The sequence below is a fragment of the Aeromonas sp. INTO2 genome (assembly GCF_049860605.1).
GTDB lineage: Bacteria > Pseudomonadota > Gammaproteobacteria > Enterobacterales > Aeromonadaceae > Aeromonas > Aeromonas caviae.
Window position 1 is genome coordinate 1,204,160 of sequence record NZ_CP187588.1, and the last position, 20,159, is coordinate 1,224,318.

19 protein-coding genes and 1 pseudogene are annotated in these 20,159 nt (G+C 62.8%); 8 read left to right on the forward strand and 12 right to left on the reverse strand.

The features are described from left to right. The first annotated feature begins 207 nt into the window (after window positions 1-207). From ACPW74_RS05790 to ACPW74_RS05805, 4 genes are all read left to right on the forward strand, one after another. Window positions 208-1,527, forward strand: a complete 1,320-nt coding sequence (locus tag ACPW74_RS05790; protein WP_041213150.1) for a hemolysin family protein — start codon at window positions 208-210, stop codon at window positions 1,525-1,527. Between the two features lie 18 nt (window positions 1,528-1,545). Beyond that, a complete protein-coding gene (locus ACPW74_RS05795) occupies window positions 1,546-2,088 on the forward strand; it encodes a hypothetical protein (RefSeq protein ID WP_425858704.1) in 543 nt (180 codons plus the stop codon). Window positions 2,089-2,383: 295 nt separating this feature from the next. After that, a complete protein-coding gene (locus ACPW74_RS05800) occupies window positions 2,384-3,286 on the forward strand; it encodes a homocysteine S-methyltransferase family protein (protein WP_069652537.1) in 903 nt (300 codons plus the stop codon). A gap of 9 nt (window positions 3,287-3,295) precedes the next feature. Continuing rightward, the gene (locus tag ACPW74_RS05805; protein ID WP_104454384.1) at window positions 3,296-4,705 is read left to right on the forward strand and encodes a basic amino acid/polyamine antiporter; all 1,410 of its coding nucleotides are present in this window, start codon (window positions 3,296-3,298) and stop codon (window positions 4,703-4,705) included. 66 nt (window positions 4,706-4,771) lie between these two features. On the opposite strand, the gene ACPW74_RS05810 is transcribed toward ACPW74_RS05805, so the two are convergent. Further along, the gene (locus tag ACPW74_RS05810; RefSeq protein ID WP_199769700.1) at window positions 4,772-5,611 is read right to left on the reverse strand and encodes a sterol desaturase family protein; all 840 of its coding nucleotides are present in this window, start codon (window positions 5,609-5,611) and stop codon (window positions 4,772-4,774) included. A 177-nt stretch (window positions 5,612-5,788) separates the two neighbouring features. Here ACPW74_RS05810 and ACPW74_RS05815 point away from each other — a divergent pair, with 177 nt between their 5' ends. Continuing rightward, a complete protein-coding gene (locus ACPW74_RS05815; protein WP_104454382.1) occupies window positions 5,789-6,160 on the forward strand; it encodes a hypothetical protein in 372 nt (123 codons plus the stop codon). Between the two features lie 124 nt (window positions 6,161-6,284). Here ACPW74_RS05815 and ACPW74_RS05820 read toward each other — a convergent pair whose 3' ends face one another. The 4 genes from ACPW74_RS05820 to ACPW74_RS05835 form a co-directional block, all read right to left on the reverse strand. Then, window positions 6,285-7,028, reverse strand: a complete 744-nt coding sequence (locus ACPW74_RS05820) for an amino acid ABC transporter ATP-binding protein (protein WP_010675257.1) — start codon at window positions 7,026-7,028, stop codon at window positions 6,285-6,287. Beyond that, the gene (locus ACPW74_RS05825) at window positions 7,012-7,134 is read right to left on the reverse strand and encodes a hypothetical protein (protein ID WP_267893444.1); all 123 of its coding nucleotides are present in this window, start codon (window positions 7,132-7,134) and stop codon (window positions 7,012-7,014) included. The genes ACPW74_RS05820 and ACPW74_RS05825 overlap by 17 nt, the downstream gene beginning before the upstream one ends. Then, complete coding sequence (locus tag ACPW74_RS05830) at window positions 7,118-8,062, reverse strand: amino acid ABC transporter permease (RefSeq protein WP_199769699.1); 945 nt, start codon at window positions 8,060-8,062, stop codon at window positions 7,118-7,120. Before ACPW74_RS05830 ends, ACPW74_RS05825 begins: the two co-directional genes overlap by 17 nt. Window positions 8,063-8,161: 99 nt before the next feature. Beyond that, window positions 8,162-8,950 (reverse strand): transporter substrate-binding domain-containing protein, encoded by a 789-nt coding sequence (locus ACPW74_RS05835; protein WP_010675255.1) that lies wholly within the window; start codon window positions 8,948-8,950, stop codon window positions 8,162-8,164. 461 nt (window positions 8,951-9,411) lie between these two features. Between ACPW74_RS05835 and ACPW74_RS05840 the strand changes: the two are divergent. Then, a pseudogene (locus ACPW74_RS05840) lies at window positions 9,412-10,538 on the forward strand (GGDEF domain-containing protein). A 108-nt stretch (window positions 10,539-10,646) separates the two neighbouring features. Here ACPW74_RS05840 and rnk read toward each other — a convergent pair. The 5 genes from rnk to ACPW74_RS05865 all read right to left on the reverse strand — a co-directional run bounded on the left by rnk (window position 10,647) and on the right by ACPW74_RS05865 (window position 15,609). Beyond that, window positions 10,647-11,042, reverse strand: coding sequence for a nucleoside diphosphate kinase regulator (rnk, locus tag ACPW74_RS05845; protein WP_010675253.1), 396 nt, complete (start codon window positions 11,040-11,042; stop codon window positions 10,647-10,649). 233 nt (window positions 11,043-11,275) lie between these two features. Beyond that, window positions 11,276-12,010, reverse strand: coding sequence for a substrate-binding periplasmic protein (locus ACPW74_RS05850; RefSeq protein WP_425858708.1), 735 nt, complete (start codon window positions 12,008-12,010; stop codon window positions 11,276-11,278). An 81-nt stretch (window positions 12,011-12,091) separates the two neighbouring features. Then, window positions 12,092-12,775, reverse strand: a complete 684-nt coding sequence (locus ACPW74_RS05855) for a hypothetical protein (RefSeq protein ID WP_029314749.1) — start codon at window positions 12,773-12,775, stop codon at window positions 12,092-12,094. Window positions 12,776-12,825: 50 nt separating this feature from the next. After that, window positions 12,826-14,193: an alkaline phosphatase gene (locus tag ACPW74_RS05860; RefSeq protein WP_174218574.1), complete on the reverse strand. Its 1,368-nt coding sequence runs from the start codon at window positions 14,191-14,193 to the stop codon at window positions 12,826-12,828. A gap of 24 nt (window positions 14,194-14,217) precedes the next feature. After that, window positions 14,218-15,609 carry an alkaline phosphatase gene (locus ACPW74_RS05865; protein ID WP_049636848.1) on the reverse strand — a complete coding sequence of 464 codons (1,392 nt, stop codon included), beginning with the start codon at window positions 15,607-15,609 and terminating at the stop codon, window positions 14,218-14,220. A 341-nt stretch (window positions 15,610-15,950) separates the two neighbouring features. Here ACPW74_RS05865 and ylqF point away from each other — a divergent pair, with 341 nt between their 5' ends. Both ylqF and ACPW74_RS05875 read left to right on the forward strand, forming a co-directional pair. After that, the gene (gene ylqF / locus ACPW74_RS05870; RefSeq protein WP_182975864.1) at window positions 15,951-16,901 is read left to right on the forward strand and encodes a ribosome biogenesis GTPase YlqF; all 951 of its coding nucleotides are present in this window, start codon (window positions 15,951-15,953) and stop codon (window positions 16,899-16,901) included. 301 nt (window positions 16,902-17,202) lie between these two features. Beyond that, on the forward strand, window positions 17,203-18,351 hold the full coding sequence (locus ACPW74_RS05875; protein ID WP_104454380.1) for an MFS transporter: 1,149 nt from the start codon (window positions 17,203-17,205) through the stop codon (window positions 18,349-18,351). Between the two features lie 89 nt (window positions 18,352-18,440). Here ACPW74_RS05875 and ACPW74_RS05880 read toward each other — a convergent pair whose 3' ends face one another. Both ACPW74_RS05880 and ACPW74_RS05885 read right to left on the reverse strand, forming a co-directional pair. Then, complete coding sequence (locus tag ACPW74_RS05880; protein ID WP_104454379.1) at window positions 18,441-19,337, reverse strand: histone deacetylase family protein; 897 nt, start codon at window positions 19,335-19,337, stop codon at window positions 18,441-18,443. A gap of 70 nt (window positions 19,338-19,407) precedes the next feature. Beyond that, window positions 19,408-20,067, reverse strand: a complete 660-nt coding sequence (locus tag ACPW74_RS05885) for a YccT family protein (RefSeq protein ID WP_039040268.1) — start codon at window positions 20,065-20,067, stop codon at window positions 19,408-19,410. Window positions 20,068-20,159: the final 92 nt, after the last annotated feature.

Below are 20,159 nucleotides of genomic sequence, written 5' to 3' on the forward strand. Positions count from 1 at the left end.
CACGACGGGAATCCAACTCTGATTGAATAAAAAGGCGCTTTGAGCGCCTTTTTCATTGCATGGCACGGCAGTTCAAGATAACGCCACCCAGCGGGCGCTTTTCTGCTAGAATATGGCCCCTGTGTGAGTCCCGGATGGAGTCACGGTCCGGTTTCCCGGGCCCAGTTTGCCGTCTTGTGCTAAGGCGGCTGTAGCAATAGGTTAATCATGAGTTTTGCCGATAGTTTGTTCTTTCTGATGCTGCTGGTCGCCGGCAGCGTGTTCTTCTCACTCTCCGAGATCTCCCTTGCCGCCTCCCGCAAGATCAAGTTGCAGGTGATGGCCGACGAGGGCAACCGCCACGCCGAGAAGGTGCTGGCATTGCAGGCCCAGCCGGGCAACTTCTTTACCGTGGTGCAGATAGGCCTCAATACCGTTGCCATCCTCGGCGGTATCCTGGGGGAATCCGCCCTCAATCCCGCCATCAGGGAGCTGATAGCCGGCTTCTACCAGGGGCCCTGGCTCGGCCAGATTAGCTCTGCGGCCTCGTTCGTCTTCGTCACCGGCATGTTCATCCTGATAGCGGACCTGATGCCCAAACGCCTTGCCATGACCATGCCCGAGCGGATCGCCGTGGTGGTGGTGCGTCCCATGATGCTGTGCGTCACCTTGCTGATGCCGCTGGTGTGGCTGTTCAACGGCATGGCCAACGGCCTGTTCCGGCTGATGCGCATCTCCATGGTGCGCAACGACGAGATCACCTCCGACGATATTTATGCGGTGATGGATGCAGGTGCCGAAGCCGGTGTCATTCAGCGCGAGGAGCACCAGCTCATCGAGAACGTGTTCGAGCTCCAGTCCTTGGGTGTCACTTCCGCCATGACGGCGCGGGAGAGCCTCATCTACTTCACCCTGCAAGAGGGGGAAGAGAGCATCAAGGCGAAGATCGCCGAGCACCCCCACAACAAGTTCCTGGTGTGCGACCACAACCTCGACAGCATCAAGGGGTTCGTGGATGCCAAGGAGCTGCTGATCCGCGTCATCAGCGGCCAGAGCATCGATCTCAACAGCGGCTCCCTGGTGCAGAACGTCATCATCATTCCCGACACCCTCAACCTCTACGAGGCGATGGAGTACTTCAAGAACCATCGCGGCGACTTTGCGGTGGTGATGAACGAATACGCCCTGGTGGTGGGCATCGTCACCATGAATGACCTGATGAGTACCGTCATGGGGGAGTGGGCCACCCACGTGGTGGAAGAGCAGATCGTCCAGCGGGACGAGAACTCCTGGCTGGTGGACGGGGTGACCCCCATCTCCGACGTGATGCGCGCCTTCGACATCGAGGAGTTCCCGGAAAACCAGAACTACGAGACCATCGCCGGTTTCATCATGTACATGCTGCGCAAGATCCCCAAGCGCACCGACTCGGTCAAATATGCCGGTTACAAGTTCGAAGTGGTGGACATCGACAGTTACAAGATTGACCAGTTGCTGGTCACCCGGGTAGAACCTGCGAGCAATGAGAAGCCCGCTCAGGAATCCTAAAGGAGTTCGTTAACAATCATGAAGATGAAGACTCATTCCCGTGCGCTGGCCTGTGTGGCGCTCACCCTGGCACTGGGTGCCTGCAGCCAGAGCGCACCGCGCAAGCCGGTGACGCCTGTCAAACCCGTCGCTCCCCAGCCTGCCGTGGTGGTCCCGCAGCAGGATCCCGATGCGGTGGTGCAAAGCGCCGTGGCAGAGCCCAGCCCGGTGTTCGACGAGGAGTATCACGGCCCGGATCAAGGGTCGCTTGAATCGGTCACCGCCCTGTTTGCCCGGGGTTACATCGAATCGGCCATGCGCGAGACCATGCTGGCGGCGGTGCACAGCGATTATCCGCTGCTCGGCATGCGGGACGTACGTCTCACCGACCCTGTTGCCAAGTTCCTCACCTCGGCCCAGGCCCGCACCACGGCCCACGACTACCTCTATGCCGGGGTGCAGCGTCGGCTGGGCCGCCCGCTCAGCCCCGCCCAGTGGGAGCAAATCTGGCAGGGTTATCCCCATCAGGGCCGGGTCTCCGACTGGGTCAAGCAGACCAAGCGGGTGCTGGCCGGGCGCTGAGTCCCTCTGGTTATCGGCGGCTGTGCCCGCCTTGATCCCCTGTTTCACAAGAGGTCACCCCCCGGGGTGGCCTCTTGTCGTTTCAGTGTCTGGCCAGGTGATACCTGTGCCGGGGATACCTCCCTTTGCCGCCATCATCCTGAGCTTGCCCGGATTTGTTCGTAGCCCCCGATTGCCTCTTGTTCTACTTTGGGTCATGATATCTGGGATTTCTAGCCGTCTAGATGTTTTGATGGCTTAATGTGATTTCACACAATAAACACCCGTCATGGCGGGGAGACGCAGAGAGACAGAGATGGACAAGCAGGATTTGTGGGTACTCGATGGCGGTATGGGTCGTGAACTGGCGCGGCGTGGTGCGCCGTTCCGTCAACCGGAGTGGTCGGCGTTGGCGTTGATGGAAGCGCCCGAGACGGTGCGCGAGGTACACCAGGCCTATGCGACGAGCGGTGCCCGGGTGATCACCACCAACAGCTATGCCCTGGTTCCCTTCCATATCGGCGAGGCGCGCTTTGCCGCCCAAGGGGAGGCACTTGCAGCTCTGGCCGGGCAACTGGCCCGAGACGTGGCCGACGAGCAGGGGGGAGCCGTCAAGGTGGCCGGTTCCTTGCCGCCGCTCTTTGGCTCCTATCGTGCGGACCTCTATCAAGCCGAGCGGGTGAGCGAGCTGGCGACACCGCTTATCCGGGCCCTGTCACCCCATGTGGATCTCTGGCTGGCGGAGACCATGAGCCTCATCGCCGAACCCCTGGCCCTCAAGGCCCTGCTGCCCGAGGACGGCAAGCCGTTCTGGGTCTCCTTTACTCTGGAAGATGAGGCGCCGGGCAGCGAGCCCACCCTGCGCTCCGGCGAGCGGGTGGCGGATGCCGTGGCCGCGTTGGCGTCGGCCGGGGTGGATGCCATCCTGTTCAACTGCTGCCAGCCCGAGGTGATTGAAGGGGCGCTCAAGGTGGCCGTCGCCGCGTTGCAGGTTCAGGGGCGCACCGACGTTCGCCTCGGCGCCTATGCCAACGCCTTCCCGCCCCAGCCCAAGGAGGCGACTGCCAATGACGGTCTGGACGAGATCCGCGGCGATCTGGGGCCGCTGGATTACCTCGGCTGGGCCGAGCGCTGGCGCAGAGCCGGGGCAAACCTCATCGGCGGCTGCTGCGGCATCGGCCCGGAACACATCGAGGCGCTGGCCAGCCGGCTGCGTTAAGGAGCGCCCATGAAAGAGAGCAAGATCGGGCTCTGGTCCCTCACTGCGCTGGTGTTCAGCTCCATGGTGGGGGCCGGCATCTTCAGCCTGCCCCAGAACATGGCCGATGTGGCGGGCGCCCGCGCCGTGCTGATCGGCTGGGCCGTCACCGGGGTCGGCATACTGGCGCTGGCCATGAGCTTCCTTTACCTGTCGCGGCTCAAACCCGAGCTCGACGGAGGCATCTACAGCTATGCCCGAGCCGGCTTTGGCGAGCTGGTGGGGTTCTTCTCCGCCTGGGGATACTGGCTCTGTGCCACCATCGGCGTGGTGGGGTATCTGGTGATCGCCTTCGCGGCGCTGGGCAGCTTCGTCGACACGCCGGAGCGGGTCTGGTTTGGCGAGGGCAACACATTGGCAGCTTTTGTCGGCGAGTCCTGCATCCTCTGGGCGGTGCACCTGCTGGTGGCCCGCGGCGTGCAGCAGGCGGCCCTGTTCAACCTAGTGGCGACCCTGGCCAAGAGCCTGCCGCTGCTGCTGTTCATCCTGTTCGCCTGCTACTGGTTCGATCCGGTCACCTTTGCGGCGGATCAGGAGGGCAGCACCCTGGCGGTACCGGTCTCCGAGCAGGTGCGCAACACCATGCTCATCACCCTCTGGGTCTTCACCGGCATCGAAGGGGCAGCGGTGCTCTCGGCCCGGGCGAGAAACAAGCGGGACGTGGGCACCGCCACCGTGCTCGGTGTGGTGCTGGCGCTGCTGCTCTATGTGCTCATCTCGGTGCTGGCGCTCGGAATATTGAGCCGCCCGGAGCTTGCGGCCCTGCCTAACCCCTCCATGGCGGGATTGATGGCCCAGATGACGGGTTCCTGGGGCAAGTTGCTCATCAGCGCCGGCCTCATCGTGTCGGTGCTCGCCTCCTACGTGAGCTGGACCCTCTTCTCGGCCGAGGTGCCGTTCAGCGCGGCGCGTCACGGGGCCTTCCCGGCCATCTTCCGGCGCGAGAACCACAACGGCACCCCCATCGCCTCGCTCTGGCTCACCAGCCTGACCGTGCAGGGCTGCTTGCTGCTGGTGTGGTTGCTTGGCAAGGGGTACACCAACCTGCTGCTCATCTCCACCTCCATGATCCTGGTGCCCTACCTGCTCATCGGCCTCTTCCTGCTCAAGCTGGTCTTCAGTGGCAAGGGGGGGCAGGGCCGCGGCCTGATGCAGGTGGTGGCGCTGGTGTCGAGCGGTTATGGTTTCTGGCTGCTCTACGCCGCCGGGGTGGAGTACCTGCTGCTGTCGCTTCTGCTCTACGGGCCGGGTCTGCTGCTGTTTCTCTACAGCCGTCGCCAGCTCGGCGCCGAACAGCGGCTCAGCGGTCGCGAACGGCTGCTGGCCGGGGTGACGCTGCTGAGCCTGATCCCCGCCGTCTGGTCCTTCGTTCACGTCTGACCCGGGGGTTGTCCCTGTCATGAAAAAGAGCGCCCCTGGGCGCTCTTTTTTATCTTGGTCGGTGGGTCAACCGCTGGTGGGGCCCGCCGGTTTGCCAAACAGCACGGCGAGCTTTTGCCGCCAGGGGAGGCCCCGGGCCTCTTGCAGCATGTCGCGCCACTCGTGGAAGGTGAGGGTGAGGGGGTTGAAGCTGTGGATTGGCTTGGTGATGCCGAAACGGCACGGCTCGCCCCAGTCTTCTTCCACGAAGGTGCCAAACAGCCGGTCCCAGATGATGAGCACGCCGGCGAAGTTGCGATCGATGTATCTGGCATTGCTGGCGTGGTGCACCCTGTGGTGGGACGGGGTGTTGAAGATCCATTCAAGTTTGCCCAGCTTGCCCACCACCTGGGTGTGGACGAAGAACTGAAAACCCAGGCTCAAGAGCACGGTGGCGACCACCGCCTCGGGGGGGAAGCCGATGAGGATCATGGGGATCCAGAACAGCCACATGCCGGAGACCGGGTACATCAGGCTCTGGCGAAAGGCGGTGGAGAGGTTGAGCCGCTCCGAGCTGTGGTGCACCACGTGGGAGGCCCAGAGCCAGCGGACATGGTGGCTCGCGAAGTGGAACAGCCAGTAGCAGAGATCCTGCAACAGAAAGAGCAGCAAGAGGCTCCAGAGGTTCAGTTCGATATCGAATAGTCGCCAGCCCCAGAGGGTGTCATAGAGATAGGCGATGGCAATGGCGGCCAGGGCATCGCCCCCCTGATGCATCAGTGCCAGGGTGGCATTGGCGAAGAGATCCTTCCACTGGTAGCCCGCAGTGGGATAGGCGGCGCCGTGTTTTCGCAGGTAGAGCATCTCCCAGCCGATGAAGACCAGAAAGAGAGGCGAGAGGTAGAGCAGGAGCAGTTGCACATCCATGTGAGCCATCCGGTTGGACCAGTTGGATGTCAGCATACCGGATGATGTTAAAAACTCATTAACATTTGATGGTGATCCTCCTGTCTGACGCGGCCCGGCCTTGCCTCCCTGTTTACACTGAAGAAGGAGCGCGCGCGGCATCTACCGCAAGCGGCAGTACCTTGGGAGGGAGAGAAAATGAACGGGACGCCTGTTTGTCTCATGCTCGGCCTGCTCAGTGCGAGTGCGATGGCCAATGACAGTTTCAACAGCGAGTTGAGCCATGTTGTCGGTGGTGCGGCCATGGGGGCGGGCTTTACGGCCATCGCGGATCACTATGGCTATCGGGAGCACAGGGGCTGGATTGGTTTTGGCATCTCGACCGGCATCGGCATCGCCGCAGAGCTGATCGAGCGGGCCAGTGGTCAGGGGCCCTTCTCCGCCCTGGATGCGGGGGCCAATGCGCTGGGGGCCGCCGCCGGTGCCTACGGGACGGATCGCTGGCTGCTGGCACCCGTGGTGCAGCCCGAGCAGCACTTCGTCGGCCTGACGGGCATGTATCGATTCTAGGGGCGAGCCACCTGGAACAAAAAAGGGAGCCTGGGCTCCCTCTTCTTGATTTGCATGACACCGCTGCGCGGTTGATCGAGCCCGGGTTTGCCCCTTTACCGGATTGCCAATATCGGTGCGCTCGTCAGAGTACCTGGCTCAGGAACTGGCGCAGGCGCGGGGAGGGGGGATTGTCGAAGAAGTCGGCGGGTTTCTCGTCCACCAGCAGCTCGCCGCTCTCCATGAAGAGCACCCTGTCCGCAACTTCCCGGGCAAAGCCCATCTCGTGAGTCACTACCACCATGGTCATCCCTTCGCGGGCCAACCCCTTCATGACGTCCAGCACCTCTCCCACCATTTCGGGGTCGAGGGCGCTGGTGGGCTCGTCGAACAGCATGATGCGCGGCTGCATGGCGAGCGCCCGGGCAATGGCCACCCGCTGCTGCTGGCCGCCGGAGAGCTGGGAGGGGTAGCTCTGGGCCTTGTTGGAGAGACCGACCTTGAGCAGCAGGGCCTTGGCCCGCTCCTCAGCCTCCTGGCGAGAGAGCCCTCTCACCTTCTGAGGGGCCAGGGTGATGTTGTCCAGCACCGTCAGGTGAGGGAAGAGGTTGAAGGACTGGAACACCATGCCCACCTCTTCCCGCAGCTTGTTGACATCCCCGGGTTCGGTGAGGCTGATGCCGTCGACCACGATATTGCCATCGTTGATGGTCTCCAGCTGGTTGAGGGTGCGCAGGAAGGTCGACTTGCCCGAGCCGCTCGGCCCCACGATCACCACCACTTCCCCTTCGGCCACCTGGGTGCTGACGTTTTTCAGGGCGTGCACCTCGGTGCCGTAGAACTTCTCTACACCGGTCGCCTTGATGATGGGATCAGTTGCAGCGCGCATAGTTCACCTCCAGACGACGCGCCGGGAAGGGGCAGGGAGTGCCGGTGATGGCAGAACGTTTCGACACCGATGGCGCCTTGATAACGGGATCAGTTGCTGCGCGCATATTTCACCTCCAGACGACGCACCAGGAAGGAGAGAGTGCCGGTCAGCACCAGATAGAGCAGAGCCACGGTGAACCACACCTCGAACGGGCTGAAGGTGGAGCTGACGACTTCGCGCCCCGCCTTGGTGAGATCCGTGATGGAGATGACGGAGACCAGAGAGGAGTCCTTGATGAGGTTGATGAACTGGCCCGCTAGCGGTGGCAGCACCCGTTTGAAGGCCTGGGGCAGGATGACGTACCGCATGGTCTGGGCCGAGGTCATGCCAAGGCTTCTGCCCGCTTCCATCTGCCCCTTGTGAATGGAGCTGATGCCGGCGCGCACGATTTCCGCCACGTAGGCGCCGGTGAAGACCGCGAGCGCCGCCACACCAGCGGTGAATCGGTCGAGGTTCAGCACGGTGCCGATAAAGAAATAGACGATGAAGATCTGCACCAGCAACGGGGTGCCACGGATGAGCTCCACATAGGTCACGGCCAGGTTGCGCAGGGCCGGATTGGGGGAGAGGCGGGCGAGCCCGGCCAGGGTGCCAAGCAGGATGGCGAAGATGCCCGCCACCAGGGAGAGCTTGACCGTGACCCAGACGCCCCAGGCGATGGGGCCGGCGGTCCAGCTCAGTTGCACATCCAGGGTATCGCCGAGGAAGACGGTATCCCCTTCAGCCAGCTGGGAGCCCTTGGGGGCGATGGCCTGACGGCGGCTGGGGTCGAGATCGTCTTGCAGGAAGAGCTGTCCCTTGTCTGCGACCACAGTGCCGTCAAACTCGGCATAGTGTTTCTGTTCTGCCTGATAGGCGATGTACTGGGGAATGCGTTCCCAGCGCCAGGTGTAATCCACTGCCTGCACGGCCTTGTAGATGCCGAAAATGGCGGCCAGCACCAGCAGCAGGAAGAGCCCGTGCCAGAGCAGCTGATTGGGCTGTTTTTCCATCTGTCTTGTGAGTTTGGGGTTGATCACTGTCACAACCTCTTTTGTCGTTATCGTGTGGGGAGTCTGCGTGAAGGGGCGGCATGCCGCCCCTTTGAGAGGTTATTTGAGCTGGTTCAGCCAGGCGGTGGATTCAAACCACTTCTTGTAGAGACGGTCATAGCTGCCGTCGCCCTTGATCTGGCGCAGGTAGTTGTTGAACCAGTTGAGGGTGTCCTGATCTCCCTTGCGGATGGCCCAGGCCAGCGGCTCGAAGGTGAACGGCTTGTCGAGGTGCACCACGGCGCCCTGGTTCTGGGACGCGAAAATGGCGTTGTAGGGCAGGTCGTAGACGAAGGCATCCACCTTGCCGTTGATCACTTCCAGCTTGGCGTCATCCTGGGTTTCAAACTGCAGCAGGGTGGCCTTGGGGATCATGCGCTTGACCGCTTGCTCGCCGGTGGTGCCGAGTTTGACCGCGATCTTGTATTTGGGATCGTTGAGGTCCTGGAAGGATTTGATTTCGCCCGCCTTGTCTTTGCGAAGCACGATGGTCTGGCCGACGACGATGTAGGGATCGGCAAAGTTCACGCGCAGGTTGCGCTGGGGAGTGACGGTCATGCCGCCCATGATGACGTCGAACTTGTCGGTCAAGAGCGCGGGGATGATGCCGTCCCAGGCGGTGTTGACGAACTCCACCTTCACGCCCATCTCCTTGGCGACCATCTTGGCGAGATCCACGTCAAAGCCGATGTACTGGCCCTGCTTGTTGGTCATCTCGAAGGGTTGATAGCCGGCATCGAAGCCGACCCGCAGCACACCGCGCTCCAGCACGGCATCCAGGGTGGAAGTGGGCGCGGCGTTGGCCAGCCCGCACAGCAGCAGGGTAGAGAGAATGAGTTTTTTGATCATAAATGACGTCTCTGTCGTAAATGTGGTCGGCCTTGAACCTGCTCCCGTGCGACTCCATAGCACAAGAGACTGCTGCATCCGGCAGCAGGCAAGACAGGATTATTGTCTTGGTCGGGGCAAAAGCCCCATATGAGATTCTATGAATGGTTCGTTGGATGAAAAATGTACCAAAACCTGTTTGTGCCAGAAGACTCAATAAGTTATGGAGACTTTTATCCCTCGTGGTGACTCATAAAACCACATGAAAACAACATATCTATCTAATGGCGCCGGTTCAAGTGCAAAATATCCGGCGGCCGTCTCGGTGGAAAATCCGGGCACAGACAGGGCGTTGTCCGGCCCGCTTCACGAGGAATGGGGCGTGCGAGTCGGGCAAATATTTTTGCCCGGCCCATAGGCTCCCTCTGTGTCTTGTCATGGGCTTCCCATATACTCAGCCATCCCCATTGGAAGGTTCGGGAATGGACGCCTCAATTCTGCTCAATCTGGACGTATTTACCCTGATGTTGATGGCCCTTGGGGGCTACAGCCTGGGATTCATCACCCTCTCCATCATCTGGTGGACCCACAGGGAAATACCCGGTCTCGGGCTCTGGTGGTGGTCCAGCCTCTGTGCCCTGGCGGCGCAATCGCTCTTCTTCATGCAGGCATTTGCCCCCCATATCGCGGGGATCTGGCTGGCCAACCTGCTCATCACCTTCTGCCTCGCCCTGATGCCACTCGCCATCCAGCGCTTCTTCGGGGAGCCGCCAAACTGGCGGGCATTCACCCTCTTCATGCTGGTCTACCTGCTGATCCTCTGCTGGAGTGTCATCTTCAACGACAAGATGGCCCCCCGGGTGCTGCTGGCCTGCCTGAGCTACATGATGGTGGGGGCGGTGATTGTCTGGCTCATATGGCGCCATGGCTACCCTGACTATCTGCCTGCTGTGCTGGTGTTCACCGTGGTCAACATCCTGCTCTACGGTTTCAATCTGGTGCGCATGGGGGCCCTGCTCGGCGGCGAGGTGCGGGTCCTGATGGATCAGCATGCGGTCAATGTGCTCCCCTTCCTCTCCATGCTGATGGGCAACTATCTGTCGACCTTCGGGGTGCTGCTGCTCTGTACCCAGTACCGGGCCCTGGCCCTGCGTCGACAGGCCAGCCAGGATCCCCTGACCGGCCTCCTGAACCGGCGCGGCTTCATGGATCACTGCGTGACGATGGCAAGGCTGGGGGCGCTGGTGGTGCTGGATCTCGACGACTTCAGCAGATCAATGATCGCCACGGTCACGAGACCGGGGACAGGGTGCTGGAGGCGGTGGGTCGCTATCTTGCCGGCCAGCGGGATCTGGTGGCCAGCCGCTTCGGCGGGGAAGAGTTTGTGTTGCTGTTGCCCGAGCGGGACCCCCTGGCCCAGCAGGCGCGCTGCGAGCAGATCCGCCAGGGGATAGAAACGCTGGGGCTGAAGGGGGTCCGGGTGACGGCCAGCCTGGGGTGGGCGCCCAGCGCCCGCGAATGGCACTTTGACACCCTGTTCAGCCAGGCAGATCGCGCTCTCTATCAGGCCAAGCGGGAGGGCAAGAACCGGATCTGTCAGGGGGCCTGATCCCCCGTCAGGTCATGCCCGGCCGGTGGCCCTTAGCTCCGACCGGACAAAGGCATACCGAGTCAGCCACCTGGTCGCATCAGATCTGAATGGCAGCCTGGCAGCCTGTCAGCGGTGCAACTCCCCCGCGCGTTCCGGCTGATAGACCACTTCCAGGATCTCCACCTGGATGGTGCGACCGGCCGGCCCCGGCCAGGCGATGCTGTCACCCACCTTGAGCCCCAGCAGGGCGCTGCCCACTGGCGCCAGCACGGAGATCTTCGATTCGTCCCCCTGCACATCCTTCGGATAGACCAGCGTCAGGCAGAAGTCGTTGCCGCTGTTTTGCATCTTGAAGCGCACCGTGCTGTTCATGGTCACCACGTCCGGCGGCATGTCGGCGGGTTCGCGGATCTCGGCGCGATCCAGCTCCTCTTGCAGGGCAAGGTGCTGGGGGTGGTTGCCAAGCAGCTGTTCGATGCGATCCAGATCCAGGCTGGAGATGACGAGATGAGGCTGTTTCATAGGGTATTTCCTTATCAATGACTGAAGGGACCAGGATGACGGGCAGACTGGTCGACAAAAAACGGTGCAAGGGTAAAAAGCAGACAGCAAAAGCGATGCCCCCGAGCGACTCGCGCAGCGGGGCGAGGGCGGGGGCTCAGCGGGGTGTGAGCGTACTGGAAAAAATCATGATTGCTTTCATGGAGATACCATAACCATTCTGGGGTGGTTTGGCAATTGGACTGACTGTCTCATCAGGGAGCCTGGTAATCGTACTGGTGCAGGATGCGCGCGAGACTGCCATCCTCCCTCATTTCCTGAATGACCCGGCGCCAGCGCAGCGCCTCGCTGCGGGAGAAGCGGGGACTGGCGGCCAGGTAGAGGGTGCTCTGCTGCAAGGTCTCGCCCCGCACCAGATCCGGGAGCGGCAGACCCGCCCGCTGCTGGTTGTAACGGGCGGTGTTCCAGGCCACCGCCCAGGCCTGGATGCGGCCGCGCGCCAGCTTGCTGGCGTTGCTGACCTCCTCGGTGACCAGCTCCTGGGTCACCCCTGTCAGCGGCTGGATCAGGCTCTGGCTATGGGAGCCACGCATCACGCCAACGGTGAGGCCAGGCAGCGTCTTCATGGAGAGCGGCTCTGGATGGTGACGGCGATGGCTGACCAGCACGAAGGCCTCCTCCAGCAGGGGGGCAATCCAGAGAAACAGTGGTTCGCGCTGGGGATTTCGGGCCGGGGGCAACAACAGGACATCCGGGCGGTGGCTGGCCTGGCTGAGGGCGCGAGCCAGCGGCATCAACTCGATCTCGAGCGGTTCCCCGAGGCGGCGGGCAGCCTCCTCCAGCACCTCGATGGCCATGCCGCTCGGCGCACCCTGCTGGGCGCGGATCACATAGGGGGGAATGTCCGCGGCCACGACGACCACGGCACGGGCCGAAAAGGCGCAGACGATCAGAGGGGAGAGCTGCAGAAGCAGAGTAACAAGGCGCATGGATGTTCGGGTCCGGGATGAGTACAGAGAGTGTAACATCCCGTTACGTCATGTCAGCCAGGCGATTGCAGCCTGGGGGGATCAGTCGAAGAAATCCCGCAGATCCAGGGTCTGGTACCCTGCCAGTTGCTGCCAGGGGAGGGTCTTTGGCAGCGGCTTGAGCGTCACCTCCATCCGGTAGCTGCGATAACCGTCGAGGCTTGCCGACTCCACCACCAGGGGCAACTGCCAGCGGCTCGACCAGAGGATGCGGGTACGCTGGCGACCTTCGCGGGTCTCATACCAGTTCGCCTGGTCGGGGGCGGCCTCATCCAGTGGTGTCATTCCCTCTAACAGGGAAGGGTTGATGAGGTGGCGGATCCGCGCCCACTCCGGTTTGAAGGCCACCTGGCCGTACTCCTCCTGCGGTACCTCCACCAGCTGGTTGTGCCAGGCATCGGCGTAGCGCAACTGGAGTGCGTCTCCCTCGCTGCGGGTGACCCAGCGTGCCGCCATCTGGTGAGTGAAGTGTTTGTGGCCGGGGCGGGCATCATGGGTGGCGTGATAGGCACGGGCCAGGGGAACGGGAATGAGCCGCTGGCTCCACACCTGGTCACCGACCCGCAGCCACTTCTCCTGCCACTGGCTCTCCCGGGTGATGCCGTCGCTGCCGGTCACCCTGTCCACGTAGCGGATGCGGGCGGCCAGATCGGGCACCTCGTCGGCCAGGAGGGGGAAGGAGAGGGCGCTGCCCAGCAGCCATAAAGAAAGCAGATATTTCATCATCGTCTCTCGCTCGACGGAAAAGGTGCCCGGCGAGGTGCCGGGCCCCTTTATCACAGGCCGAGGGCCTCCCTGAGCTTGCCGAACACCCGGGTGTTGTCGAGGGTGCCCTTGAACTGGCTGCTGCCTGCGCCGCCCGCGAACAGCATCACATCTCCGCCGCCGTGAGTCTCGGAGCCGAGCTTGACCCCGGTCTCCTGCAGGTAGTCATCCGCCATCACCTCATCGCTGGTGAGGGTGGGACGCTGGTCCTGGCGGTTGGGGCCGTTGCCGAATACCAGGGTAGTGAACGGCTTGCCGTCCGCGTCGTTCTGGGTCGAGCCATCGGCGTTCTTGACCAGATCCAGCACCTTGTTGCCCTTGGCTGAATAGCCGTTGATGGTCATGGTGTGGTCGTGGTCGGCGGTGACCACGATCAGGGTATCGCTCAAATCCACTTTGCCGAGGGCCGTCTTGACCGCCTCGTCCAGCGCCACCGCATCGGTCAGGGATCGCTTGGCGTTGGTGGCATGCAGGGCGTGGTCGATACGTCCCCCCTCCACCATCAGGAAGTAGCCCTGGCTGTTCTGGCTGAGCAGATCGATCGCCTTGGCGGTCATCTCGGAGAGGGACGGCTGGGTACTGGCCGCCCCCTTGGCGACGCGGTCCAGTTCGTAGTCGAGGTGGGACTTGGTGCTGAACAGTCCCAGCACCTTGCCCGAGTTGACGGCAGAGAGCTCATCCTTGGTGGTGACATAGCGGTAGCCCCGGGCGGTCAGCTCGGCGGTGAGATCCCGGCCGTCGGCCCGGCCGCCCTTGTTGCTGGCGCTGTAGGGCGTCCAGTGGTTGGCGCCGCCCCCCATCAGCACATCGACCCCATCCCCCAGCGCCTGGTTGAAGCCGGCGCCGCCCGGTACCGCCTGCTCGGCGATGGCGTAGGCCGCATCCCGGTGGCAGATATGGGAATAGGTCGCCGCCGGGGTGGCATGGGTGAGCTCCGTGGTCGTGACGGCTCCCACCGACTTGCCGGCTGCCTTGGCCAGCTCGAGAATGGTGGGCACCGGGCTTCCGTTGTCGCTGGTGCAGTTGTTGATGCCCTTGTTGCCGTTGGCATCCTTGGACGGTGCCACGGCCCTGGTGTCGCTGCTCATGGCGATCACCTCGTTGTTCATCTTGACGCCGGTGGTGTAGGCCGCCATGGAGGGGGCGGAGTCCGTGGTCTGGGCATCGTGGGAGAAGGTCTTGATGCGCGCGCTCTGGGGCAGTTTCATCATCTCGAGATCCCCCTCTTCCCCCACCTTGAACAGGCGGGTGGCGGTGAGCACGGTGGGACCCATGCCGTCACCGATAAAGAGGATGACGTTCTTGGCATCGGCGGCGTGCGCCTGGGAGAGGCCGCCAAGCGTGCCGAGCAGGGCGGTGCAGACCAGCGTCTTTTTCATGGTGATGTTCATCCTGATAATCCCTTACAGCTTGGCCGCAGCCTTGATCTTGCCGAACACGGCGGTGTTGTCGAGAGAGCCGTGGAAGCGCTCCGCTCCCTGGCCGATGGCGCCGAGGAAGACATCGGTACCGCCGTGGGTCTCGTTGCCTATCTCGCCCACCTTGACCACCACCTCCTGGTGATAGTCGTCGGCGGAGACGGTGGCGTCGTCGAGGGCCGCCACGCTGCTGCGCGGGCCGTCCACCCGGTTGTAGCCGTTGCCAAAGCCGATGATGGTGTAGGGCATGCCATCGCTATCCTTGCTCGGCTCGCCGGTCTCGTAGTTCTTCACCAGCCCGAGCACGCCCGCATTGCCTGCCGTGGTCTTGCCGGTGCGCTTGGCGTACCCGTTGAGCACCAGGGTGTGGTCATGGTCGGCGGTGACCACGATCAGGGTGTTTTTCAGCTCGGGATCGGTTTTCTTCACTTCATTGATGGCGGCCTGGATGGCGTTGTCGAAGGCGAGGGTATCCTGCAGGGCGCGCTTGGCGTTGGTGTCGTGCAGGGCGTGGTCGATGCGCCCCCCTTCCACCATCAGGAAGTAGCCCTTCTCTTTGCCCTTGAGCTGCTTGATGGCAGCCAGGGTCATTTGGGCCAGTGACGGCTCGCTGGCTGGTCGGTCCAGGTCATATTTCATGTGGCTTGAGCCAAACAGGCCCAGCAGCGGCTTGCTCGCATCGGCCTGGTTCAGCTCGTCCAGGGTGGCGGCAAACTGATAGCCCTTCGCCTTCATCTCGTCGATGAGGTTGCGACCATCGGTCCGCTTGCCCTTGTCGGCGCTGGGCAGGAAGAAGCCGCTGCCGCCCCCGAGCACCACGTCCAGCCCCTCCTTCAGGGCGCTGTTGTAACCGCTGCCCCCCGGCACCATCTGGACGGCGATATCAGCCTCCAAGTCCCGGTTGCAGATATGGGCATAGGTGGCGGCCGGGGTGGCGTGGGTGACCCGGGTGGTGGTGACCACGCCGGTGCCACGGCCATCGGCCTTGGCCAGCTCCAGCAGGGTGGTCACCGCTTTGCCGCCGCTCTGGCTGCAATCGCTCTCCTGGGTGGCGTCGCTGTCCATGCTGATGACGCCGTTGTTGCTCTTGACCCCGGTCATGTAGGCCGCCATGGAGGGGGCCGAGTCGGTCACCTGAGCATCGTGGGAGAAGGTCTTGATGAAGGCCGTTTCCGGCAGGGTGTCGATGGTGAGGCTGCCCTCTTCGCCGACGCCATAGATCCGGGAGGCGGTGAGGGTGTTGAGACCCATGCCGTCGCCGAGGAAGAAGATCACGTTCTTGGCGCTGGGTTCCGGGGTGTTGCTGTCGTTGTTGGAGTTGCAGCCGGCGGCCAGGGCGGCGCCTATCATCACTGCAAGTCCTGCCATCTTTCTCATTGGGGTTCGCTCCTTGTGAAACCTGAGCGCAGCCTAGAGGGGGCAGATGACACTTTTAGTGAAGAGAGATGACAATACGGTGAAAGCGCCTTGCAAATGTTATCTTATATCAATGGGTTATGTTGATTGTGTTCTGCCACTCACCTCCCGGTGGCGTGGCGGGCATCCGGCCACCCGGGTGACAACACCCGGCCAGAATAGCCTGTCAAATCGGGGCCGCAGCAGGTAAAATGCGCCCCCTTGCGATGAGTGCCAGCGGTCTGGCGCATCACCACGCACCCGCAACCCCGAGCGCCCGCAGCCCCGAGAGGGGACCGCATGCCAATGAGAGAGTAACGGATATGTCCATCAACTGGTTCCCCGGCCACATGCACAAGGCCCGCAAAGAGATTGCAGAGGTCATGCCCCAGGTCGATGTCATCATCGAGATGCTCGACGCCCGCATCCCCTTCTCCAGCGAGAACCCCCTGGTGCCGGAGCTGCGCGGGGAGACGCCGGTGATCAAGGTGCTCAACAAGGCAGACCTTGCCGACCCCGAGATCACCGAGCTGTGGGTGGCCCACATGGAGCAGGAAAAGGGGATCAAGGCACTGCCCCTGACCCAGCAGGAGCCTACGATGATCAAGCAACTGCTGACCCTGTGCCACGAGATGCTGCCGGAGCGCAACTTCGAGCTGCGCGGGGTGCGCGCCATGATCATGGGCATCCCCAACGTGGGCAAGTCCACCCTGATCAACACCCTGGCGGGGCGCATCATCGCCAAGACCGGCAACGAGGCGGGGGTGACCAAGTCCCAGCAGCGGATCAAGCTCGACAACCACGTCATCCTGACGGACACCCCTGGCTTCCTGTGGCCCAAGCTCAATCCGCCCTCCTGCGGTTATCGACTGGCGATCACGGCGGCCATCAAGGATACCGTCTTCGATTACGCCGACATCGCCATGTTTGCCGCCGACTACTTCATCAAGGCCTATCCAGAGCGCATCAAGGCACGCTACCAGCTGAGCGAGCTGCCGGAGACCGAGATCGAGCTGCTGGATCTCATTGCCCGTCAGCGCGGCTTCATGCGCAAGGGGGGGCTTGCGGATCTGCACAAGGCCTCGGAAATCCTGGTCAATGAATTCCGGTCCGGCATGCTGGGGCGGATCTCCCTGGAGACGCCAGAGATGGTGAGCCTCGAGATAGTGGAAGCCCAGGCCGAGGCTGAGCAGAAAGCCAGGGAGAAGGCGGAGCGGGAAGAGGAGCGCCAGGCCCGGGCTCGTCGCAAGTACGCCAAGAAGCGCCAGCGCTGACCGGCGTTGTGCACGATAGGTTGTGCTTGATAGCAAGAAGAGGCGGCCCTGGGCCGCCTCTTCTGGTCATGGCGCTCTGGCGTGAGGGAGGCACAGAGTCGATATTCAACCGCCCGCTTCCCCTCATCATGACCAAGGTGTCGGTCAATCAAGGGGATGAGGCTCCCGTCAGGGGAGGGCCGTGCCGCGTTGCCATCACGGTGGGCAGAAAAACCTTGCGACCCGGCCTCAGTGCCGATTGACAAAGGCACAGGCGGTGGCATGATGCGCTCGCATTTTGCCTCTCCCCACGGTTCTATCCATGACCACATACTCCCGCCCGGTGCTGCTCCTGCTCTGTGGCCTGCTGTTGCTGACCCTGGCCATCGCGGTATTGAATACCCTGGTTCCGCTCTGGCTCGCCCATGAGCATCTGCCCACCTGGCAGGTCGGCATGGTCGGCTCCTCCTATTTCACCGGCAACCTGCTGGGAACCCTGCTGGCGGGCAGACTCATCGCCCGCTGCGGCTTCAATCGCAGTTACTACCTGGCCAGTGCGCTCTTTGCCGCAGGCTGCGTCGGGCTCGGCATGACCCTGGCGTTCTGGAGCTGGCTCGCCTGGCGATTCATCGCCGGGGTCGGCTGCGCCATGATCTGGGTGGTGGTGGAGAGCGCGCTGATGTGCAGCGGCAACGCCCGCAATCGAGGGCGCCTGCTGGCCGCCTACATGATGGTCTATTACGTGGGCACCGTGCTTGGGCAACTGCTGGTGAGCAAGGTACCGACGTCGCTGATGGCGGTGCTGCCCTGGGTGACCGCCCTGGTGTTGACGGCCATGCTGCCGCTCTTGTTCACCCGCATCGCCAGTCCGTCAGGCAACCTTCAGGCCAGGACTCCGGTCTGGCCGATGCTGCGCCTGCGTCAGGCGCGTCTGGGGGTGAACGGCTGCATCCTCTCCGGCATCGTGCTGGGGGTGCTTTATGGTCTGATGCCGCTCTATCTGAACCACCAGGGGGTGAGCGACGGGGCCATCGGCTACTGGATGGCGGTGATGGTGAGCGCCGGCATCCTGGGGCAATGGCCGGTGGGGCGTCTGGCGGATCGTTTCGGGCGCCTGCCGGTGCTGCGGGTACAGGTGCTGGTGGTGATCCTGGGGGCCATGGCGATGCTCGGCAACGCGGCCATGGGACCGACGCTGTTCATTCTGGGGGCCGCGGGCTTCACGCTCTATCCGGTGGCCATGGCCTGGGCCTGCGAGAAGGTGGAGCAGCATCAACTGGTGGCCATGAACCAGGCGCTGCTGCTGAGCTACACCATCGGCAGCCTGCTCGGGCCGACCCTGACGGCGCTCTTGATGCAGCACTACTCGGATCATCTGCTGTTCATGGTGACTGCCGGGGTCTCCCTGGTCTATCTGCTGATGCTGCTGCGCAAGATGGGCGAGCACCCGACGCCGATGGCCCATGCCTGAGGGCAGACGGCGCCATCATCCCTGTGCACGTATATAGAAGAGGCGACCCAAGGGTCGCCTCTTTTTCGTCATGGGCCGGGCGGTGCCGCTCAACCAAACCGGTGCCTTGCTACTTCAAAGAGCGAGAAGTGCAGCGGGATCAACTGCTGCCAGTCTCGCCGATAACCCCCGCCCGGTACGGCGGTGATGGGCAGCCCGTGGCGAAGCGCAGAGTCAAAGACCATGGCATCGCGCTGGCGCACGCCGGAGTCGCTCAGGGAGAGGTAGCCCAGCTCGTCGTCCCGGTGCACATCCACCCCGGCCTGATAGAGGATGAAGTCGGGGGCGTAGAGGCGATGAGCCAGGGCGAGGGCCTGGTTCAGGGTCTCGAGATAGGCGTCGTCCTCCATGCCGCTTGGCAGGGGAAAGTCCAGATGGGAGGCCGGCTTGTGGCGGGGGAAGTTGTGTTCTCCGTGCAGGGAGAGGGTGATGATGTCACGGCTGCCCGTGCACAGGGCGGCGCTGCCATCTCCCTGATGGACATCGAGATCCACGATCAGTACCCGCTCGCAGAGTCCCTCGTCCAGGCAGGTTCGCGCTGCGATCACAAGGTCGTTGAAGAGGCAGAAGCCGCTGCCAAACCCCCGGTGGGCGTGGTGGTAGCCGCCGGAGATCTGCAGTCCGCAGCCCTGCGCAAGGGCGTGGCGGCTGGCGGCCAGGGTGGCGCCGACCGAGTGCATGGTACGTTCTATCAGCAGGGGAGACCAGGGAAAGCCGAGCCGGCGAATGGCCCCTTCATCGAGGGTGCCGGCGAGGGCGGCCTGTACATAGGCCGCATCGTGCACCTTCTCTATCTGCTCACGGCTGGCAGGGGTGGCCTGTGCCAGCGGATAGTCGAGGGCGACGAGGCGTTCAAACAGCGCCTGGTACTTGGCCAGGGGGAAGCGGTGACGCTCGGGCAGTGTCAGGGCGGAGTAGTGGGGGTGATAGAAGATGCGCAGTGACATGAAGCATCGGCCATGAACGGGTATGAAAAAGGGGAGCCAGGCTCCCCTCGATGCAGGCGTGCGATGCGCCTTACTGCTGCTGGATCACCCAGATCTGGAAGGCTTTGCGGGTCTCCGCATCGGCCTTGTTGTACCAGCTCTGCAGCTGGGTCAGGGCTTCCGGGTTGCTCATGGCCTTGCTCGGGGCCACTTCCACCGGTGCGCTGGCGGCAGCCATCACGGCGGCGGTGGAGACGGAAACGGTCTTGGGCTGGTTGAAGGCCTTGCCCATCTTCAGCAGCTCCTGCTGATAGTCACGGGTCAGCTGGAAGCCACCCACGGTCGGCATGACGAACTGCTCGGATTTCAGGACCTGGCCGGTGGATTTGTCTTTCAGAACGACGTTCTGTTCCTTGACGAAACGCTTGGCTTCTTCTTCCTTGCGGGGCTTCTTGAAGTCGAGGAAGAGTTGCTGGTTGTCGGCGGCGGTGAAGTTGATCACCAGGGGCTCGGCGGTGACCAGCTTGGTTTCACTGCGGCTGGAGTAGTTGCCCTCGAAGGCGACCACGACCTGGTGCCTGCCGGGCTCCAGGGAGAAGACGGTGGCTTTGTCGAGCAGCTGGGGGTTGACGGGTTCGCCATCGAGCAGCTGGATGACATAGGGATTCGTAATTTCCAGTTGGCTAGCGGCCAGGGCGCTACCTGCCCACAACAGACCAGCCAGGGCCGGTACCAGAACAGTCAGTTTCATTTCATCTCCTTGAACAGTCAGGCAATTGCCCACTGAAAAATAGGGGGTCATTTTTACAGGTTTGCCCCACAGCGGCAATAGCCGTTTATGGC